The sequence below is a fragment of the Sporomusa rhizae genome (assembly GCF_041428845.1).
GTDB lineage: Bacteria > Bacillota > Negativicutes > Sporomusales > Sporomusaceae > Sporomusa > Sporomusa rhizae.
Genome location: NZ_CP156925.1, coordinates 3,061,536 through 3,077,367 on the forward strand (window position 1 = coordinate 3,061,536; position 15,832 = coordinate 3,077,367).

Annotated in this window: 15 protein-coding genes; 2 read left to right on the top strand and 13 right to left on the bottom strand. The window is 45.3% G+C overall.

Annotated elements, in window-relative coordinates; all coding sequences use genetic code 11:
• Positions 1-51 precede the first annotated feature (51 nt).
• The 9 genes from SRRS_RS14480 to SRRS_RS14520 form a co-directional block, all read right to left on the bottom strand.
• Positions 52-273: a hypothetical protein gene (locus tag SRRS_RS14480; RefSeq protein WP_371361517.1), complete on the bottom strand. Its 222-nt coding sequence runs from the start codon at positions 271-273 to the stop codon at positions 52-54.
• Between the two features lie 18 nt (positions 274-291).
• Positions 292-1,434, bottom strand: coding sequence for a group II intron reverse transcriptase/maturase (gene ltrA, locus SRRS_RS14485; RefSeq protein WP_371361519.1), 1,143 nt, complete (start codon positions 1,432-1,434; stop codon positions 292-294).
• Between the two features lie 463 nt (positions 1,435-1,897).
• Positions 1,898-2,092: a YwbE family protein gene (locus SRRS_RS14490; protein ID WP_371361520.1), complete on the bottom strand. Its 195-nt coding sequence runs from the start codon at positions 2,090-2,092 to the stop codon at positions 1,898-1,900.
• A gap of 25 nt (positions 2,093-2,117) precedes the next feature.
• Positions 2,118-2,417: a GIY-YIG nuclease family protein gene (locus SRRS_RS14495; RefSeq protein ID WP_371361522.1), complete on the bottom strand. Its 300-nt coding sequence runs from the start codon at positions 2,415-2,417 to the stop codon at positions 2,118-2,120.
• A gap of 17 nt (positions 2,418-2,434) precedes the next feature.
• The gene (locus SRRS_RS14500; RefSeq protein WP_371361523.1) at positions 2,435-2,986 is read right to left on the bottom strand and encodes a GDYXXLXY domain-containing protein; all 552 of its coding nucleotides are present in this window, start codon (positions 2,984-2,986) and stop codon (positions 2,435-2,437) included.
• Positions 2,976-4,274 (bottom strand): DUF2157 domain-containing protein, encoded by a 1,299-nt coding sequence (locus tag SRRS_RS14505; RefSeq protein ID WP_371361524.1) that lies wholly within the window; start codon positions 4,272-4,274, stop codon positions 2,976-2,978. The genes SRRS_RS14500 and SRRS_RS14505 overlap by 11 nt, the downstream gene beginning before the upstream one ends.
• Before the next feature lie 131 nt (positions 4,275-4,405).
• Entirely contained in the window at positions 4,406-6,571 is a 2,166-nt protein-coding gene (gene recQ / locus SRRS_RS14510) for a DNA helicase RecQ (RefSeq protein WP_371361526.1), read from the bottom strand.
• A 21-nt stretch (positions 6,572-6,592) separates the two neighbouring features.
• A complete protein-coding gene (locus SRRS_RS14515; protein ID WP_371361528.1) occupies positions 6,593-6,928 on the bottom strand; it encodes an arsenate reductase family protein in 336 nt (111 codons plus the stop codon).
• 17 nt (positions 6,929-6,945) lie between these two features.
• Positions 6,946-8,856, bottom strand: a complete 1,911-nt coding sequence (locus SRRS_RS14520; RefSeq protein WP_371361529.1) for an ABC-F family ATP-binding cassette domain-containing protein — start codon at positions 8,854-8,856, stop codon at positions 6,946-6,948.
• Positions 8,857-9,056: 200 nt separating this feature from the next.
• Between SRRS_RS14520 and SRRS_RS14525 the strand changes: the two genes are divergently transcribed.
• The gene (locus tag SRRS_RS14525) at positions 9,057-10,361 is read left to right on the top strand and encodes a DEAD/DEAH box helicase (protein ID WP_371361530.1); all 1,305 of its coding nucleotides are present in this window, start codon (positions 9,057-9,059) and stop codon (positions 10,359-10,361) included.
• 1 nt (position 10,362) lies between these two features.
• Here SRRS_RS14525 and SRRS_RS14530 read toward each other — a convergent pair whose 3' ends face one another.
• Both SRRS_RS14530 and SRRS_RS14535 read right to left on the bottom strand, forming a co-directional pair.
• Positions 10,363-12,399 carry a DNA topoisomerase 3 gene (locus tag SRRS_RS14530; RefSeq protein ID WP_371361531.1) on the bottom strand — a complete coding sequence of 679 codons (2,037 nt, stop codon included), beginning with the start codon at positions 12,397-12,399 and terminating at the stop codon, positions 10,363-10,365.
• Between the two features lie 104 nt (positions 12,400-12,503).
• Positions 12,504-12,896, bottom strand: coding sequence for a rhodanese-like domain-containing protein (locus SRRS_RS14535; protein WP_371361533.1), 393 nt, complete (start codon positions 12,894-12,896; stop codon positions 12,504-12,506).
• A 127-nt stretch (positions 12,897-13,023) separates the two neighbouring features.
• On the opposite strand from SRRS_RS14535, the gene SRRS_RS14540 reads away from it, so the two are divergent.
• Complete coding sequence (locus tag SRRS_RS14540) at positions 13,024-13,602, top strand: nitroreductase family protein (protein ID WP_371361534.1); 579 nt, start codon at positions 13,024-13,026, stop codon at positions 13,600-13,602.
• A gap of 150 nt (positions 13,603-13,752) precedes the next feature.
• On the opposite strand, the gene SRRS_RS14545 is transcribed toward SRRS_RS14540, so the two are convergent.
• On the bottom strand, positions 13,753-14,946 hold the full coding sequence (locus tag SRRS_RS14545) for a DEAD/DEAH box helicase (RefSeq protein ID WP_371361535.1): 1,194 nt from the start codon (positions 14,944-14,946) through the stop codon (positions 13,753-13,755).
• Positions 14,943-15,752: an inositol monophosphatase family protein gene (locus tag SRRS_RS14550; protein ID WP_371361537.1), complete on the bottom strand. Its 810-nt coding sequence runs from the start codon at positions 15,750-15,752 to the stop codon at positions 14,943-14,945. Before SRRS_RS14550 ends, SRRS_RS14545 begins: the two co-directional genes overlap by 4 nt.
• Positions 15,753-15,832 lie beyond the last annotated feature (80 nt).

A 15,832-nucleotide genomic window follows, 5' to 3' on the forward strand; every position in this document is an offset into this window, starting at 1 on the left:
GACCTCTCACACCACCGTACGTACCGTTCGGTATACGGCGGTTCAATAATTTTAACGTAAATGAAATGCCTCGTATTTCTTCGCTATGTTCATATAGCCTAGAGATTCGAGGTATTTGTCTGTTAGTGTCCTTTGTAAAATAGCACTTCCCGCAACACGCCAATACCCTAACCGTGTATTGGCATACTGCCAAGCTCTATTCCTATCCAGTCCCAGCTTTTGTAGATTCACAAACTTAGTCTGAACTTTCTTCCATTGCTTCCATAGATACATTCGCAGCCTGCGCCGTATTCATTTGTTCATTTCTTTCATGTTATTGCTCATGTTTGCAATGGAAAAGTAGTTCAACCAGCCTGTTGTATATTTCCTCAGTTCTTGCAGTGTGTCTTGGATTGCCCACCCACGACTTCGGTTGGTTATTTCCTTGATCTTCTCTTTGAAACGTTTCAAGACTTTCCCATGCGGACGTATTCCGATTTGTCCCGCTACCTTATGCAATGCAAATCCCAGAAACTTCACCCTCAGCGGACTGCCGATTTGGCTTTTCCGCTGATTTACTTGTAACTTCAAAGTTCCCTCAAGGAATTTCACACAACTCGCCATGACCCGCTTGGCTGCATGTTCCGTCCTGACATAGATATTGCAGTCATCTGCATATCTTACGAACTTATGTCCGCGCTTCTCCAGCAGTTGGTCAAATTTCGTCAGGTAGATATTGGATAGCAGTGGTGACAGGTTTCCTCCCTGCGGGGTTCCCGATGTACTGGGGCTGACTATACCGCCTTCCATGACTCCACTTTTCAGGTATTTCCGGATTAAGACGATGACTCGTTCATCCTTGATTTCTTCACGGAGCATGTTGATAAGCATGTCATGATTTACCGTATCGAAGTACTGCGCCAGGTCAATGTCTACTACTTTCGTGTATCCTGCCCTATAGTATGCTTCGGCTTGCTTTATCGCCTGATGCGCATTTCTGCCTACTCGAAAACCATAACTTCTTTCTGAAAATTTCTTTTCAAAGATGGGCGTTAACACTTGGGTTATGGCTTGTTGTATTAACCTGTCTAGTACGGTCGGTATTCCTAGCTTTCGGGTTCCTCCGTCCGGCTTAGGTATTTCTACCCTTCTCACGGGTTGAGGGGTGTATCTTCCGGTTCGCAGGGATTCAAGAAACTCTTCTTTATTGTCTTTCAGCCACTGCTTCATATCTCCAACCTGCATGCCATCCACTCCGCCTGCACCTTTCTTGCGCAGTACCTGGGCATATGCTGCATTGAGATTGTTTCGGTCTAGTATTTCTTCTAACAGATTTACGCGGTTCTCTTTTGCATCTTCCAGTGTCGTCATGCTCCGCGCTCCCTTGTTACTCTCTGCTTCCAGCATACCCTGGCAAGGGCAGCCCATTTTACTGGTTTTCTGCTCTCTTAACATGACTTCACCTTCCTTTGCTCAAGAACTCGATTATTGTTCAGTCCTTCTCGAAAAACCTTCGGTACTATGACCTCTGCTGACTTCTCACAGTAAATCTTATTTCAACCATGCTTCGATTGATTATCTTCACATGTCTGTGAGATCTCCCCGGGTAAGAACGCAATCTTTCTCTCCATCTATCTGCCACATTTACAGCGCAAACTTTCGGATAGTTTCGGGCTTCGGTTTGTTATGCAACCTTACCCAGTTTACACTGCCTTATATGTGATTTCTGTTCGTCAGACCAGAGATTTGCCGCCGACTTCCTTCAGATTCCACCTCGCGGTGGACACCCTTGTCTTGAGCTATGCGCTTGGCACTATCTACCCGCGCTCGGGACTTTCACCCGTTAGATTGCGCCCATGCCGGGCGCACATATAAAAACGAGCAAAGTCCACATAATGCTGGACTTTGCTCGTTTGTTTTAGCCGATCACTTCCTGAACACGGCCAATGGTTCCATCTGTCAGACGAACTTTAATGCCACGGTGATGCACCGGACTGCTTGTCAATATGTCTTTAACTATCCCTTCTGTAAGCTGTCCGGTTCGTTGGTGAGGTTTTTGAATAATCTTGACCTTAGCACCTGGAATTATATTCTTTCGTTGTGTTCCATCCATGAGATACTCCTTTTTCATTGATGTTTTATTTTACCTCTGGAGGTTGGATTATAAGATTATCGATATTACTTACTCCGCAGGAATGGAAAGCAGTGATTAACTCCAGCTTACTTTTGCGGCTAAGTTGTTTTATTGCATATTCCCGTTTTCTTGCTTGACTTTCGTCAGATTGCAGCTCGTAATATACCAGCGCAACAGGCAGGCGGCTGCGGGTATACCGGGCGCCAGTCCCATTGTTGTGAGCAGTTAATCTTGTTTCAAGATTTGTTGTCCAGCCAGTGTAAAAACTACTGTCTGCACATTGAACAATATAAGTATATGGCATAACAATTCCTTTATGTTTTATTGTGATTGCCGCAAAAATTCAAATAGTGGTGTTCCTTCAATATACAACTCTTCAATAACACCGTAACCGTCTTTGATACGAACAGCAGCAATCCCTGATTTTCGCGCGCTTTTGCGGTAGGCAGCTTCAGCGGCAGGAGCTAGATCTTCAGGCAGATAGTACCGCGAAAACGGCAAAATGACGTAAGCCTTGTCTTCATCTCCACTGCGGTATACATCAACTTTTATATAGACTCCCTGCTCCGGACGCCGGGCAGTAACGCCGCTGATAAAAGCCTGGCCTTCTGCATTTTCCGCAACAAGTGCATATGCCTTCTGTCTAAACCCCGTAATAGTATTATCCAGAATAGGGACCTTGTTTTCCTTGAAGCCAAGATAAACATACCGTCCCTTAAAAGCATCGTAAGGATCGACTGGAGCCGTCTGCCAATAAAACAGCTGACCTGTCTGCAAGATATTCTCCCAGCGCCAGGCCATGTATAGCGGAACAGTTGCCTGCAATATAGCAACTCCAATAAACAGCCCCAGCAGCATTTTTTTATTTATCATTTCGCCACCCCGCTTTACGGCGTACTAAAATGACATTGGCCACAAGAAATCCAATTCCCACAAGCACAAAAGCCACACCACGTACAATAAAACTTAAATCAATATCAAAGAAGCGGGCAACGATCAAAACGGCTATCATGAGCATCCCCAGATTAACAACGCCGATCCGTTGTTCCCGCACACCGACGGCAATAACACTTACACTTAGCCATAACATATATCCGTTCATAATAACTGTAGCGCCGATACCGCTGACATCAAAAAAACGGAGGATATAACCAAATCCCATTACACAAGGTATGAATGAGAATTGCCAGATTCCCTGACTTTTTCTTTTTTTCAACATAAGACTGCCGCCAACAACCGCTACCACTAACCCAAGTGCCAGCAAGTAGGCCGCGAACGGTACCGTTCCCTTATCGATCGTTATATGGCGCCAAACGTCATTGAAGGTCAGGAGAAATGTCAAACCAACACTCCCCGCTAAACCAATTGCTTTAAACGGCATAGGCCAACCCTGATGATGACCGGAAAACCATAAGCCGGCAGCAATATATGTTAACGTAAATAATGACCCATAGATAAGAATACTCAGATGATCCAAGTATCTGGCAAAAGCAGTTCCAAAACAAAAATAAAAACAAATAAGTATAACCCAAGAAAAAACCACTGTAGTATTGGTATAGCGATGGTTCTTAAGTAATCCCCAGTAATAAGGAACAATTAAACTAAACAGCACCCAAATAATTTGTTTGCCACTGTCAAAATAACTGCTAAAAGCCCAAACAGTTATCCCGATACTATACAAAACCGCTACGCTGGCAGAATTCATCAAGTACACTAACGGCACTGACAAGAGCATCCAGGTCAATAAAAAAGCATCGGTATCTTCTATCAAGTGGTACGTCTGGCCAACTAAAGCCATTGCCGAACCAACCATTAACATCAAAATGGTCGCAGTAGCTTCCCGCCAGGGGATGCTGTCTTTTTTAAACCATAATACACTGCCCGCGGCAATTTGCGCAGCAACCAAGAAGCCCATCGAAATGCTTAACCGGTATAGCTTGGTTAGTTGTGGCCAGTTATGCGCTAAAATTAGAATAATGCCCAAGCCAACCAACAGAGCGCCAATGACACCAAATATAACAAGAAAAGTCCTTGATCCTGTCTTGGTACTGCCAGACCCATAATACTCCTTAATCCGCTCAGCACTTTCAGCGGGAATAATCCCCTCATCCACCAGCTTTGGCAACTCACGATACAGCCATTCCACAGATTTTTTATCCATTATTTTCTCCTTATTTCTACGCACCAGGAGGATAGTTTTTCAGTGCTATACACCGTTACCAATCCAGTTCCCCGGTTGAAGTAAAAACATATGCATCTTGTGACACCTCTTCTTCACGGTAATCATAGCGTTCATCCCTTGTCCTTGTTCCCAAAATGCTTACATAGAACTGCCTGAATAGCAGCATAGCTTACAGCATTAGGCAAAGCATCTTTTAGCGGTTTTAGTTGCTTGCCGCCGATCTTTTTGATTGCAGCAAGTATTACTGCTTCATACTCTGCTGGAATGATCCGGTCCCAATCAACAATATATCCTTCCTGGGCACAGCGCACTAAATGATTTTGTACTGTTTGGGCTGTTAAATCCCTGACTTTCGCAATTTCGGCAAGATCACTGCCATTGTGGAACATCTCCAGTGTAATATGATGACTTGGTTCAGCTTCAGGTTTGCTTCTCTTTTTGCTTGTCTTCGTTTTGGCAGGTTCCGATACAGTAGCAGCTGCTTGGGTAACGCCCTGGGCCACTGCATTCTCGGAAAGATATTTAGTAATGACCGACAGAAATTCATCGCCATATTTTTGCAGCTTAAGTTCACCAACACCTTTGACTTGCCGCATATCGTCAAGGTCTGACGGACGCTTCTCACTCATTTCTCTTAAGGCGGTGTCAGCAAATACAACAAACGGCGGCACACCTTCCCGCTCAGAAATACGTTTGCGGCACTGGCGCAACAGTTCAAACAAAGTATCATCGGCAACAGGCTGACGCTCGGTGAATACCTTCTGCCAAACCTGAGCTTGGCTCTTTAAAACAGGCAGAGCGCTTGGTTCCAGTTTGACTACCGGATATTCGCTTTCGGTTAAGCGCAAATACCCTGTTGCTACAAGCCGTTGAATTAAAGTCTTAATATCCTGCACTGTACGCTCGGCCATCAGTCCGTACGTAGGCAGACTGTCAAATCCCAATTGCAGGATCTTTTTATTCTTAGAACCTTTTAACACTTCGGCAATAACCGAAATACCAAAACGTTCTCTGAGCCGGTATACGCAGGAAAAAACTTTCTGGGCATCTACCGTAATATCTACCTGTTCGCCGTCCGCCATACAGTTCCCGCAATGACCACAGCCTGCACCTGCGGTAAATTCGCCAAAATAGTTCAGGATATATTGCCGCAGACAGTCCGGAGTATGACAATAATCCACCATCTCCTGCAGCTTCTTAAGTTCGTGCTGTTTACGTTCGGGATGTTCTACCGACTTATCAATCAAAAACCGCTGCAAGAGCGGATCCTGCGGTCCATATAGCAAAATACATTCTCCAGGCTCACCATCCCGCCCGCTGCGGCCGGCTTCTTGATAGTAGGATTCCATGTTTTTCGGCATATTGTAATGCACAACATAACGGACATTGGACTTGTCAATTCCCATACCAAAGGCATTGGTAGCTACCATTACACGAATATCGTCGTAAAGGAATTTTTCCTGCTGGGACATGCGTTCATCATCCCTTAGGCCGGCATGATACCGCCCGGCAGCAATTCCTTTTTTCTTCAGAAGCGCATACAAACTATCAACTTCTTTACGGGTTGCCGCATAAATAATCCCGGCCTGATTGCCATTAGATTTAACGTATTTTACAACAAACTCCTGTTTGTTTTCGCCGCGCAATACCGAAAAAGACAGGTTTGGTCTGTCAAAACCGGTTATATGTACCTGCGGATAGTTTAGCGCCAGCAGGTTCTCAATATCCCGTTTAACCTCAGGTGTCGCTGTAGCCGTAAACGCGCCGATGATCGGGCGCTTAGGCAAACTCGCAATAAAAGAACTTACTGCCCGGTAACTTGGCCTAAAATCATGTCCCCACTGGGATACACAATGGGCTTCGTCGACAGCCAGCATACTGATAGTGAGTTCACCGACTACGGCCTGAAACCAATCTGCTGTCAGTCTTTCCGGCGCCACATATACCAGCTTATACCGACCGGCGCGCATTTGCTGCAGCCGCCTGCCAGCCTCTGATCCGGTCAATGAACTATTAATAAAGGTCGCAGGTATCCCCTGTTCGGTTAAGGCATCGACTTGGTCTTTCATGAGTGATATTAATGGCGAAACGACTACCGTAAGTCCAGGCAGCAACATTGCGGGAACCTGAAAGCATAATGACTTCCCCGCTCCTGTCGGCATAATAGCGACAGTATCTTTGCCTGCCAGCAGGCTGGCGATGACTTTGGCCTGTCCTGGCCGAAATTCGTCATAACCATAGTATTTTTTCAGGACTTTCCGCGCTTGTTCAATCATAATTATTCTCCTGTTTGTAAATTAACTCCAGTCCATCCATGTTTCCGGACAATACCCGACTGTGGCTTTAGCGCCGTTTCTTATGATGGGTGTTCTTAACAACAGTGGATGTATAAGCAGCATTTCTTCTACATCATGCACCAAATATTTAAGGTTGCGTTTGGCGTATTCTTTGCCGTTCTTATCAATCAGGTTGTCCAGGCCGCCAACTGCCGCACGAACTTTATCCAGTTCGCCTTTGCTTAAGCCGCGCACTGTTAAATCAACAAACTGAAACGGTATCTTGCGTTCCTTGAAATACCGCTCCGCTTTCCGGGTATCCTGGCACTTTTTCGTACCAAATATCTGTATGTTCATGTCTGTCCGGTACTCCTTTATGAGTTACTAAGCTCCTCAACCAGCTCATTCAAATATGTCCAGCGGTCAAGCAATTCGCTGAGCCTTCCTTCTAATTCCTGCTGTCTGACGGTAAGGTCCTGCAGCAACTCAAAATTGCTGCCTGCCGTATTGATGGCTGAAGCAATTTGCACCAGTTCCTGTTCTACGCCGGCAATGACATCTTCAATCTGCTCAAACTCCCGCTGTTCATTAAAGGACAGTTTGCGCGGGCGTTCCTTAGGCTTATCCTGAGCTGTCGGTTTCTTATCTGCCGTACTTTTTTTATCGCCGGACGGCGTCTCTGCTTCCTGTACACTAATCCTGTTTTGATAATCTGTATAATTGCCGGGATACTGTTTGATGCTGCCTTTGCCTTCAAAGGCAAATATCTTATCAACAAGCCGGTCAAGAAAGTACCTGTCATGAGAAACTGTAATAACAGCCCCCGGGAAATCCTCCAAGTAGTCCTCGAGAATGCTTAGCGTCTGAATATCCAGGTCGTTGGTAGGCTCGTCGAGCAGCAGCACATTAGGAGCGCTCATTAATATTCTAAGTAAAAACAGGCGGCGCTTTTCTCCGCCAGATAATTTGGCGATCGGCGTCCACTGCAGATTAGGCGAAAACAAAAAACGTTCCAATAGCTGAGCGGCACTGATTGTGCCGCCGTCTGCTGTCGGTAAAAAGTGCGCTTCCTCTTTAATATACTCAATAACCCGCATATCTTGGTTCATCTCAGTGCTTTCCTGAGAGAAGTAGCCAATTTTCACCGTCTGGCCAATTTCCACTTGACCCTTATCAGGAGTTAGCCGCCCGGCAATGATGTTAAGCAATGTTGATTTGCCGCTGCCATTCGGCCCGACAATACCTATCCTGTCATCTTTTAAAACAATATAACTAAAATCCTTGATAAAGGTGCGATCTTCAAAGTTTTGGCTAATCTGCTCCAGCTCAATAATTTTACGTCCCAACCGACTGGCGCCAACCGTTATTTCCAGTTGAGCTTGACTGCTTTCCGGCGTCTGGGCACTTAGCTGCTCAAACCTCTCAATTCTGGCCTTCTGTTTGGTACTCCGGGCCTGCGCGCCCCGCCGTATCCACGCCAGTTCATTACGGAAAATGTTTTGTCGTTTCCGTTCACTGGCCTCCTGCTGTTCTTCCCGCTCGGCTTTGAGTTCTAAGAACTGACTGTAGTTGCCGGTGTAGGTATACAGCTTACCTTTGTCCAATTCAATAATCCGGTTTGTTACCCTATCAAGAAAATACCTGTCATGCGTAATCATAATCAGGGCACCCTTACGCTTGGCCAGATATTGTTCAAGCCAGGCTACTGTATTATTATCAATATGGTTTGTAGGTTCATCCAGAATGAGTAAGTCGGCAGGATTAATCAGTGCACTGGCTAAGGCCACCCGCTTGCGCTGACCGCCGGATAAGGTACTGACGACTGCCGAAAAATCCGTAATCCCCAACTTAGTAAGAATGGTCTTGGCGTCATTTTCGAGCTGCCAGGCATTCTGGGCATCCATTTGCTGTGATAAGCGGATTAGTCGCTGCTGCCACGCAGCATCCTCAGGATGCTGCTCTACATTGGCTAAAGCCTGCTCATAGTCCCGTAACACCTGCATAACAGGCGAATGCCCTTTAAATACCTGCTCTAAGACAGTGGCTTTATCATCAAATTCAGGATTTTGCGGCAGATATTCTACCTGCACGCTGTTACCTACCGTAATCTTACCGGAGTCTGCTGTATCCACACCGGCTATCTCTTTTAAAAAAGTTGATTTACCGGTGCCATTAACGCCGATAAGACCAATTTTGTCGCCTTCATCAATACCAAAAGTGACATTACTGAATAAAATCCGTTCCCCATAGCTTTTCGCCAAATTTTCTATTGATAGTAAGTTCATAGTTCATTCCTTTTGTTTATGTAATTCACATACGTATTTTTCTTTTCCATTCTAACACAAAAAGGTTATTTATTGAAGAAACACTCTTTACTTTTCTGGAAAATAGTAGTATATTATATTTTTACTCACGCATATCCTCTCTTAGGCCTGCGCAAACTGAAATAACGGCATATTTTAAAGAAAAGAAAGGTGTTCTTTCCATGTCGACAAACTTTTCGGCTTTGGGTATCCGCCCTGAGCTGACACATTTTTTGAAGGAAAACGGTATTACCCGCCCTACTCCGGTACAGATTCAGGCGATCCCTGCGCTCATGGCAGGCAAAGATGTCATCGCTCAGGCGCAGACAGGAACAGGTAAAACGTTGGCCTTTTTATTGCCCATTTTAGAAAAGATAAAGGTTTCGGCTCCACATGTACAAACTCTTATTATCACTCCCACCCGGGAACTTACTTTGCAAATTACAGCCGAAGCCACCAAGCTTGCTACTATCCTTGGCATTAATGTTATTTCCGTGCATGGCGGCAAAGATGTCGATGAACAAATCCGCAAACTAAAAGGCAATCCCCATATTGTTGTCGGCACCCCCGGCCGGCTGCTTGATCATGTGCGCCGCAAAACACTGGCGCTGTCAGGTGTCTCCAAGCTGGTATTGGATGAAGCTGACCAAATGCTCCATATGGGCTTTTTGGAAGAAGTCGAAGAACTCATTCAGCTGACCTCGTCTAAACGCCAGACTATGTTGTTTTCGGCTACCATGCCGGTAAAAGTCCGCGGATTGGCCGCCCGCTATATGACCAAGCCGGCTGATATCAGGATTCAGACTGAAAATGTTACCCTGGATGAAATCAAACAGATAATGATTGAACTGCCAGAAGAAAGCAAGCTTGATAAGCTTTGCAGTATGATTGCCGAATATCAGCCTTACCTAGCTATCGTCTTCTGTCATACTAAAGACCGCGCTAAAGCTGTCAATACTGCTCTCATTCAGCGCGGCTATCTGTCAGACGAGTTGCACGGCGACCTGTCTCAAGCCAAGCGTACCCAAGTAATGCGCCGGTTTAGCGAAGCCAAGCTGCAGATTCTGGTGGCTACCGATATCGCCGCCCGGGGCCTTGATATCGAAGGTGTTACTCATGTCTTCAGCTACGATATCCCTCATGACCCGGAAAGTTATATCCACCGTATCGGCCGTACCGGTCGGGCCGGTGAGACAGGTACGGCGGTTACCTTCATCAGCCCCGGTGAGCATATGTATTTGCGCATGATTGAGCAAGGAATAAAATCTTCCATTGAAAAATATAAAGCGAATGGACAAAAGGTAATTAAGAGCGCGAAAAAAACTGCGCCTGTAAAGCCGAAGCAGGTCGTTGAAAAACCGGTAGATAAATTAGCTGAAGATAAGAAGACTATCCGTCATGGCGGCAACAATTTGCGAAGCCGCCGCAAACCAAAAACCGCCAAACCGCAAGGCGGCAAACGAAACATGAGCAAGGGCAAGGCGTAAATCAGCCTTGCCCTTGTTTTTGCTGTTGTAATGGTTGTTGCTGTGGTTGCGGTCTTACCGGCATATCCGGTTTACCGTCTTTATCATTGAACGAACCCCGGCATGCCGGGTAGCGCGAACAGCCCCAAAACTTACCGTGCTTTCCATTTCTTAACTGCAATACACCCCGGCGGCAGCGGGGACAGTGATATTCGCCTTTCAGCGGAATATTTGCTCCCTTGGCCTTATTGCAAAGACCTGTGGCAAACCTTGCCTGCTGGCCCAAAAAAGTGTCCAGACTGGCATTGCCTTCCGCCATTTGACGGAGAATGTCTTCCCACAGAGCGGTAAAGTCAGGATAGGTAATCTCTTCCGGCAGCATATCTACCAGCAAGTAGGCCGGTTCAGTTGGTTTAAGATATTTTTTCTTGGTTTCTTCTCTTAAGAAACTACGGTCAATGAGTTCTTTGATAATGGTAGCCCTGGTAGCTTCAGTACCGATACCGGCCACATCTTTCAGTTGCTTTTTCAATTCAGGATTTTTTACGTATTTATGAATCTCTTTCATGGCGGCAAGCAGCGTTGCGGCAGTAAACCTGGTTGGCGGCTTTGTTGACTTCTTTTCCGCTGAGGCCTTCAAGAATTCCACCTGATCGCCTTTGCTCATGGCCGGCAGCGTGCCGTTATCCTCTTCCTTCTTCTCTTCGGCTTCGGCGCCATATACTTCCTTCCAGCCTAATTCTTTGATAATCCGGCCATTGGCTGTAAACCGTTCACCCGCATGTTCCAGCTCGGCCCGTGTCTGATCATAAACATGCACCAGATAAAATTGGGCAATATAGGCTTGCGCAATGAGATAATAAATATTTCGCTCTGTTTCGTTTAACGCCGCATAATTACATCGTTCCACAGTCGGAATAATGGCATGGTGGGCGGTAATTTTTTTATCATTCCAGGCTCGGCTGGAAATTTGGGTATCGGCCTTCTGCGACCAGCCTGCCAATTCAGTATGAGCAATATTGCTTAAATTACCGAGAATGGTAGCAGCATCTTCGTATTGTGATTCAGGTAAATATTCGCAGTCAGAACGAGGGTAAGAAGTAAGTTTCCGTTCATACAGCTTTTGCGCTGTATCTAATACTATCTGCGGGTCATAGCCAAACTTTTTGCCTGCCATAACCTGCAGTGTTGACAGCGCCAGCGGCAACCGCTGCGGTTCTTTTTTTTCAGTGGTTTCGCAAGCCATTACAGCCGCCGGATCCTTGGCCGCTTGAAGCATTTCCAGCAAAGCCTTAGCAATAGCTTTATCGGCTAAACGGCCTTCGGTATCAAGACCCGGCTGGTCTTCACGTGGTTTCCAATAGGCTGTAAACACAGTATCCGAATGTTGAAAATCGGCTTTTACAGTAAAATAATCAGCTTGTTTAAAATTTTCAATTTCCCGCTCCCGGCGGACAACAAGCGCCAAAGTCGGAGTTTTAACCCTGCCTACCGGCAGAGTTGTCCGATGCCCGGCCCGCTGTGCTGCCAGTGTATACGCCCTGGACAAATTCATACCGATAAGCCAGTCAGCCCGCTGTCTGGCCAAAGCCGATTGCTTAAGGTTAAAAAAGTCCTGGTTTTCCCGGAGACTGGCAATGGCCTTCTTGATACTTTGTTCGTCAAGAGCATTTAGCAGAATCCGCCGTACCGGCTTTTGATTATTGACAAAGTCAAGCACTTCATCGATAAGTAATTGCCCCTCCCTGTCAGGGTCACCGGCATGTACAATCTCATCGGCTTGTTCAATAAGGTTTTTAACAATTTCAAACTGTTTTTGGCAGGAATCAGCGACTAACAGCTTCCAGCTTTGCGGAATAATCGGCAAATCTTCTGCCCGCCACTTTTCATACTTGGGATCATATTCATCGGGTTCAGCCTGCCGCAGAATATGCCCATACCCCCAAGTAATTGTCCCGCCTCCGGTCTGAATATAACCATCTTTGCGACTTACCGGCCCTGACAGGCATTTGGCGATTTCAGCAGCCATACTTGGTTTTTCGGCAATATATAATCTCAAAACAGCACCTCAAGCTTAACAACTAATTTGAAAAAATCTAATGAATATTCATTTATGCGGAAGTAAACCGTTTTTAGTCTATCGCACGTTAATTTAGAGTTAATCTATTTTATTACAGGACCGCGCCAGGCAAGCATACCGCCTTCAATGTTATAGATATTGTCGAAGCCTTTATTTTTCAACAAGCTTACCGCCTGTCCGCTACGGTTACCGCTGCGGCAAATAAACAAAACTTTTTGATTCCGTGGTACTTCGCCTGTGCGGCTTTCTATTTCGTTCAAAGGAAGTAAGGGTACTTCCGGGATATGTCCGGCCTGATACTCCTGCATCGTGCGCACGTCAATAATTACGGCTTCTTTATTCTGCCATAAACGCAATGCTTCATCCACCGTCACTGTATTCCCTCCCAGGTCTGCGTTTTTTCCGCTGCAGGCGGAAACAGATATTGTGAGCAATATTGCAGTTACAAATACTAGTATAATATTTAACTTTTTCATATTTGTTCCCTCCGCGTCCTTACATTTTACCATAATTACAATGCTTTCTGCCAGTAAAAATACTTTGGAGGAATAGTTATGCAAATGTGGAATATCCTAATAAAATCAAAATAACGGAGGTCTATTTATGGAAATTTACTCAGCTATTAAAAACCGCCGCAGCATTCGTAAGTATAAAAACGACCTGGTGGCAAAAGATACCATACGCAAAATCCTGGATGCCGCCAACTGGGCTCCTTCCGGAATGAACGAACAATCCTGGGAATACATTGTGATTACCGGATCAAAGCTTGCTGAGATTAAAAGTGTTTGTAAGGAAGTCATTGACTTGCGCATGCCACCCGAAACTGAAAGAAGTGAACAACAAAAAGCCTTCGCCCACTGGTACTCGACCCTTGGTAATGCGCCTATATGCATTGTTCAAATGACCAAAGCCGAAAGCGAGGCCGCACGGCGGAAAATGGTATTGGAGAGTGTTAGCGCCTCTTTTCAGAATTTGTTACTGGCTGCCCATGCCGAAGGACTCGGAACATGTTGGATGACGGGACCGCTGGCCAAGGCTGACAAATTACAGGCAATATTAGATGTCCCTCAAGACCGTGAATTAACTGCAATTACACCGCTGGGTTTCCCGGATGAAGTGCCGGCACCGGGTAAGCGTCTTGACGAAACCTTGCAAAACAAGGTAACGTGGATCGGATTTTAGCCAAATATAAAAGCTTACACCAAGACTTTGGTAATTGCGGAACTATATCACTTCGAATCCGCTTTTTTAGAGAGTTTATACTTTGGCGATTTAGGAAGAAAACGGTACTGGTTTTCCAGTACCGTTTCACATATCCTATCCCTCTTGTCGTTAGGAGCGCCTTTTATCCGCAGATTTCTTGGCTGTTGTTTTGCTAGCCGGCCTCTTGTCGAAAACCTTGCCATGGGTTATGTGCTTAGGCAGCATTTTTATCTGTAACACTTTTTCATATTTGGCGATAAGCGACATTTCTCTTGGTGATACTATTGAAATTACTACACCACTTCTGCCGGCACGCCCTGTCCGCCCGGCCCGGTGTAAGTATACTTGTGGGTCTTCTGGCAAATCCAAATTAACTACATATTCAATTCCTGGTATGTCAAGTCCACGGGCGGCTAGATCGGAGGCAACCAATAGCTGGATTTTCCCGTTCTTGAACCCTTCCATGGCTTTTTTGCGATCTTCCTTTAGAAAGCTCCCATGAATTCCTGCAGCCGTGATACTATGATAATTTAGCTTGTCAACAGTGAGTTCGACATCATCACTATGATTAATAAAAACCAACGCCTGTGCTATATTCGTGGCCCTTATAATTTTGCGCAATATCTCAAATTTATCCCGCTGATCTGCGGCAAAATATAAGTGTTCAAGATTCGGCATGACTTCAGCGTTTTTTGCAGAAACTGACACCAGCTGCGGGTTGTTCATCAGCGCCTGAGCCTGTTTCAAGGCAGTTGGCGGCATTGTCGCTGAAAACGCCAACAGCTGCCGGTCTTTTTGAGTAGTTTTGATTACAGCTTTAATAGAGTCGATGTTTTTATCATCCAGCAGCCGGTCAACTTCATCAAGAATAATGGTTTTTATGGTCTGGGCATTTATTCTCTTTTTTTGTATTAATTCCAAAATTCGCCCTGCCGAACCGGTAATAATATGCGGTTTTTCTTTAAGTTTATCTATCTGCCGGGCAATATTGACATTACCAATAAGGGGGGCAGCCACTATTGATAATCCTGAATTACCGGCGAGTAATTCTATCTGCCGCTGAATTTGAATAGAAAGTTCATGGGTAGGAGCCAAAATACAGGCCTGAATTTCACGCTTAGTAGTATCAATTTTTTGAAACAGAGGTAATAGATAGGCTAATGTTTTACCTGTACCGGTGGGAGATTGTCCAATCACATCCCGGCCAGCCAATACAACCGGAATAGTGTCCTGTTGTATTGCAGTGGGAATTGTCATCCCGGCTTTGGCCATACCGGCCGCCAAAAGCGCAGAAAGTCCCAGTTGTTCAAATGTCTTGTTCATATATTGTTGTCTTCATCCTCCAACTGTTTGATTTCCATCCAAATTTCATTAACAATAGCTTTGTTCCCGGCGATAATAGAAACCTTTCTATCATCCCGGAAGGACAGGACCATACCGCCGGCTTCCTCTACCAATAACATACCTGCTGCCGCATCCCAGGGTGAAAGATTGAGCTCCCAGTAACCGTCAAAACGACCACAAGCTGCACAGGCCAAATCATAGGCAGCTGAACCAAATCTTCTTACAGCCCGCGTTTTTAGTAATAAATTATTAAAATGGTTTGTATTATTGGCTTTATGGCTAGCGACATCATACGGAAAGCCGGTTGCTAATACACTGTCAATCAACTGCGTTTTATCCGATACATGAATAGGCTGGTCATTAAGGAAAGCGCCCTGCCCTTTTACTGCATAATATAGCTCATCCAAAACCGGTGCATATACCATTCCAAGAACAGGTTTGCCCTGATAGTTAAGCGCAATGGAAATTGTGAATATGGGTAGACCTTGCGCGTAATTAGTGGTACCATCAAGAGGGTCGATAATCCATAAATAATCCGAATCGCCTCCGGTTTCGCCTGATTCCTCAGCCAAAAAACTATGAGCCGGATAGTGATCCTGTAAAAAAGCGATAATCTGTTCTTCTGATTTCTTATCAATCTCTGTTACTAAATCAATAGAAGTTGATTTTTGCGCAACGGCAAGATTGGTTCGGCCTAAATTTTGTCTCTGCATGCTGCCTATTTCTTTTACAAGCTGTTTTAGCTTATCAATAACACCGATAGATAAATCTATTGTCTGCTCCATTATTTTCACCCCATTAAATTATGCCCTTTTTTCAGTAGTTTCATGGAGTTATTCCTATAATCGGGCTTTTTCTGCCTGAC

Excerpts from the sequence above, each read along its gene's own strand:
- SRRS_RS14480 (WP_371361517.1), bottom strand. The coding sequence starts at position 273 with ATGTATCTATGGAAGCAATGGAAGAAAGTTCAGACTAAGTTTGTGAAT.
- ltrA (WP_371361519.1), bottom strand. The coding sequence starts at position 1,434 with ATGTTAAGAGAGCAGAAAACCAGTAAAATGGGCTGCCCTTGCCAGGGT.
- SRRS_RS14490 (WP_371361520.1), bottom strand. The coding sequence starts at position 2,092 with ATGGATGGAACACAACGAAAGAATATAATTCCAGGTGCTAAGGTCAAG.
- SRRS_RS14495 (WP_371361522.1), bottom strand. The coding sequence starts at position 2,417 with ATGCCATATACTTATATTGTTCAATGTGCAGACAGTAGTTTTTACACT.
- SRRS_RS14500 (WP_371361523.1), bottom strand. The coding sequence starts at position 2,986 with ATGATAAATAAAAAAATGCTGCTGGGGCTGTTTATTGGAGTTGCTATA.
- SRRS_RS14505 (WP_371361524.1), bottom strand. The coding sequence starts at position 4,274 with ATGGATAAAAAATCTGTGGAATGGCTGTATCGTGAGTTGCCAAAGCTG.
- recQ (WP_371361526.1), bottom strand. The coding sequence starts at position 6,571 with ATGATTGAACAAGCGCGGAAAGTCCTGAAAAAATACTATGGTTATGAC.
- SRRS_RS14515 (WP_371361528.1), bottom strand. The coding sequence starts at position 6,928 with ATGAACATACAGATATTTGGTACGAAAAAGTGCCAGGATACCCGGAAA.
- SRRS_RS14520 (WP_371361529.1), bottom strand. The coding sequence starts at position 8,856 with ATGAACTTACTATCAATAGAAAATTTGGCGAAAAGCTATGGGGAACGG.
- SRRS_RS14525 (WP_371361530.1), top strand. The coding sequence starts at position 9,057 with ATGTCGACAAACTTTTCGGCTTTGGGTATCCGCCCTGAGCTGACACAT.
- SRRS_RS14535 (WP_371361533.1), bottom strand. The coding sequence starts at position 12,896 with ATGAAAAAGTTAAATATTATACTAGTATTTGTAACTGCAATATTGCTC.
- SRRS_RS14540 (WP_371361534.1), top strand. The coding sequence starts at position 13,024 with ATGGAAATTTACTCAGCTATTAAAAACCGCCGCAGCATTCGTAAGTAT.
- SRRS_RS14545 (WP_371361535.1), bottom strand. The coding sequence starts at position 14,946 with ATGAACAAGACATTTGAACAACTGGGACTTTCTGCGCTTTTGGCGGCC.
- SRRS_RS14550 (WP_371361537.1), bottom strand. The coding sequence starts at position 15,752 with ATGGAGCAGACAATAGATTTATCTATCGGTGTTATTGATAAGCTAAAA.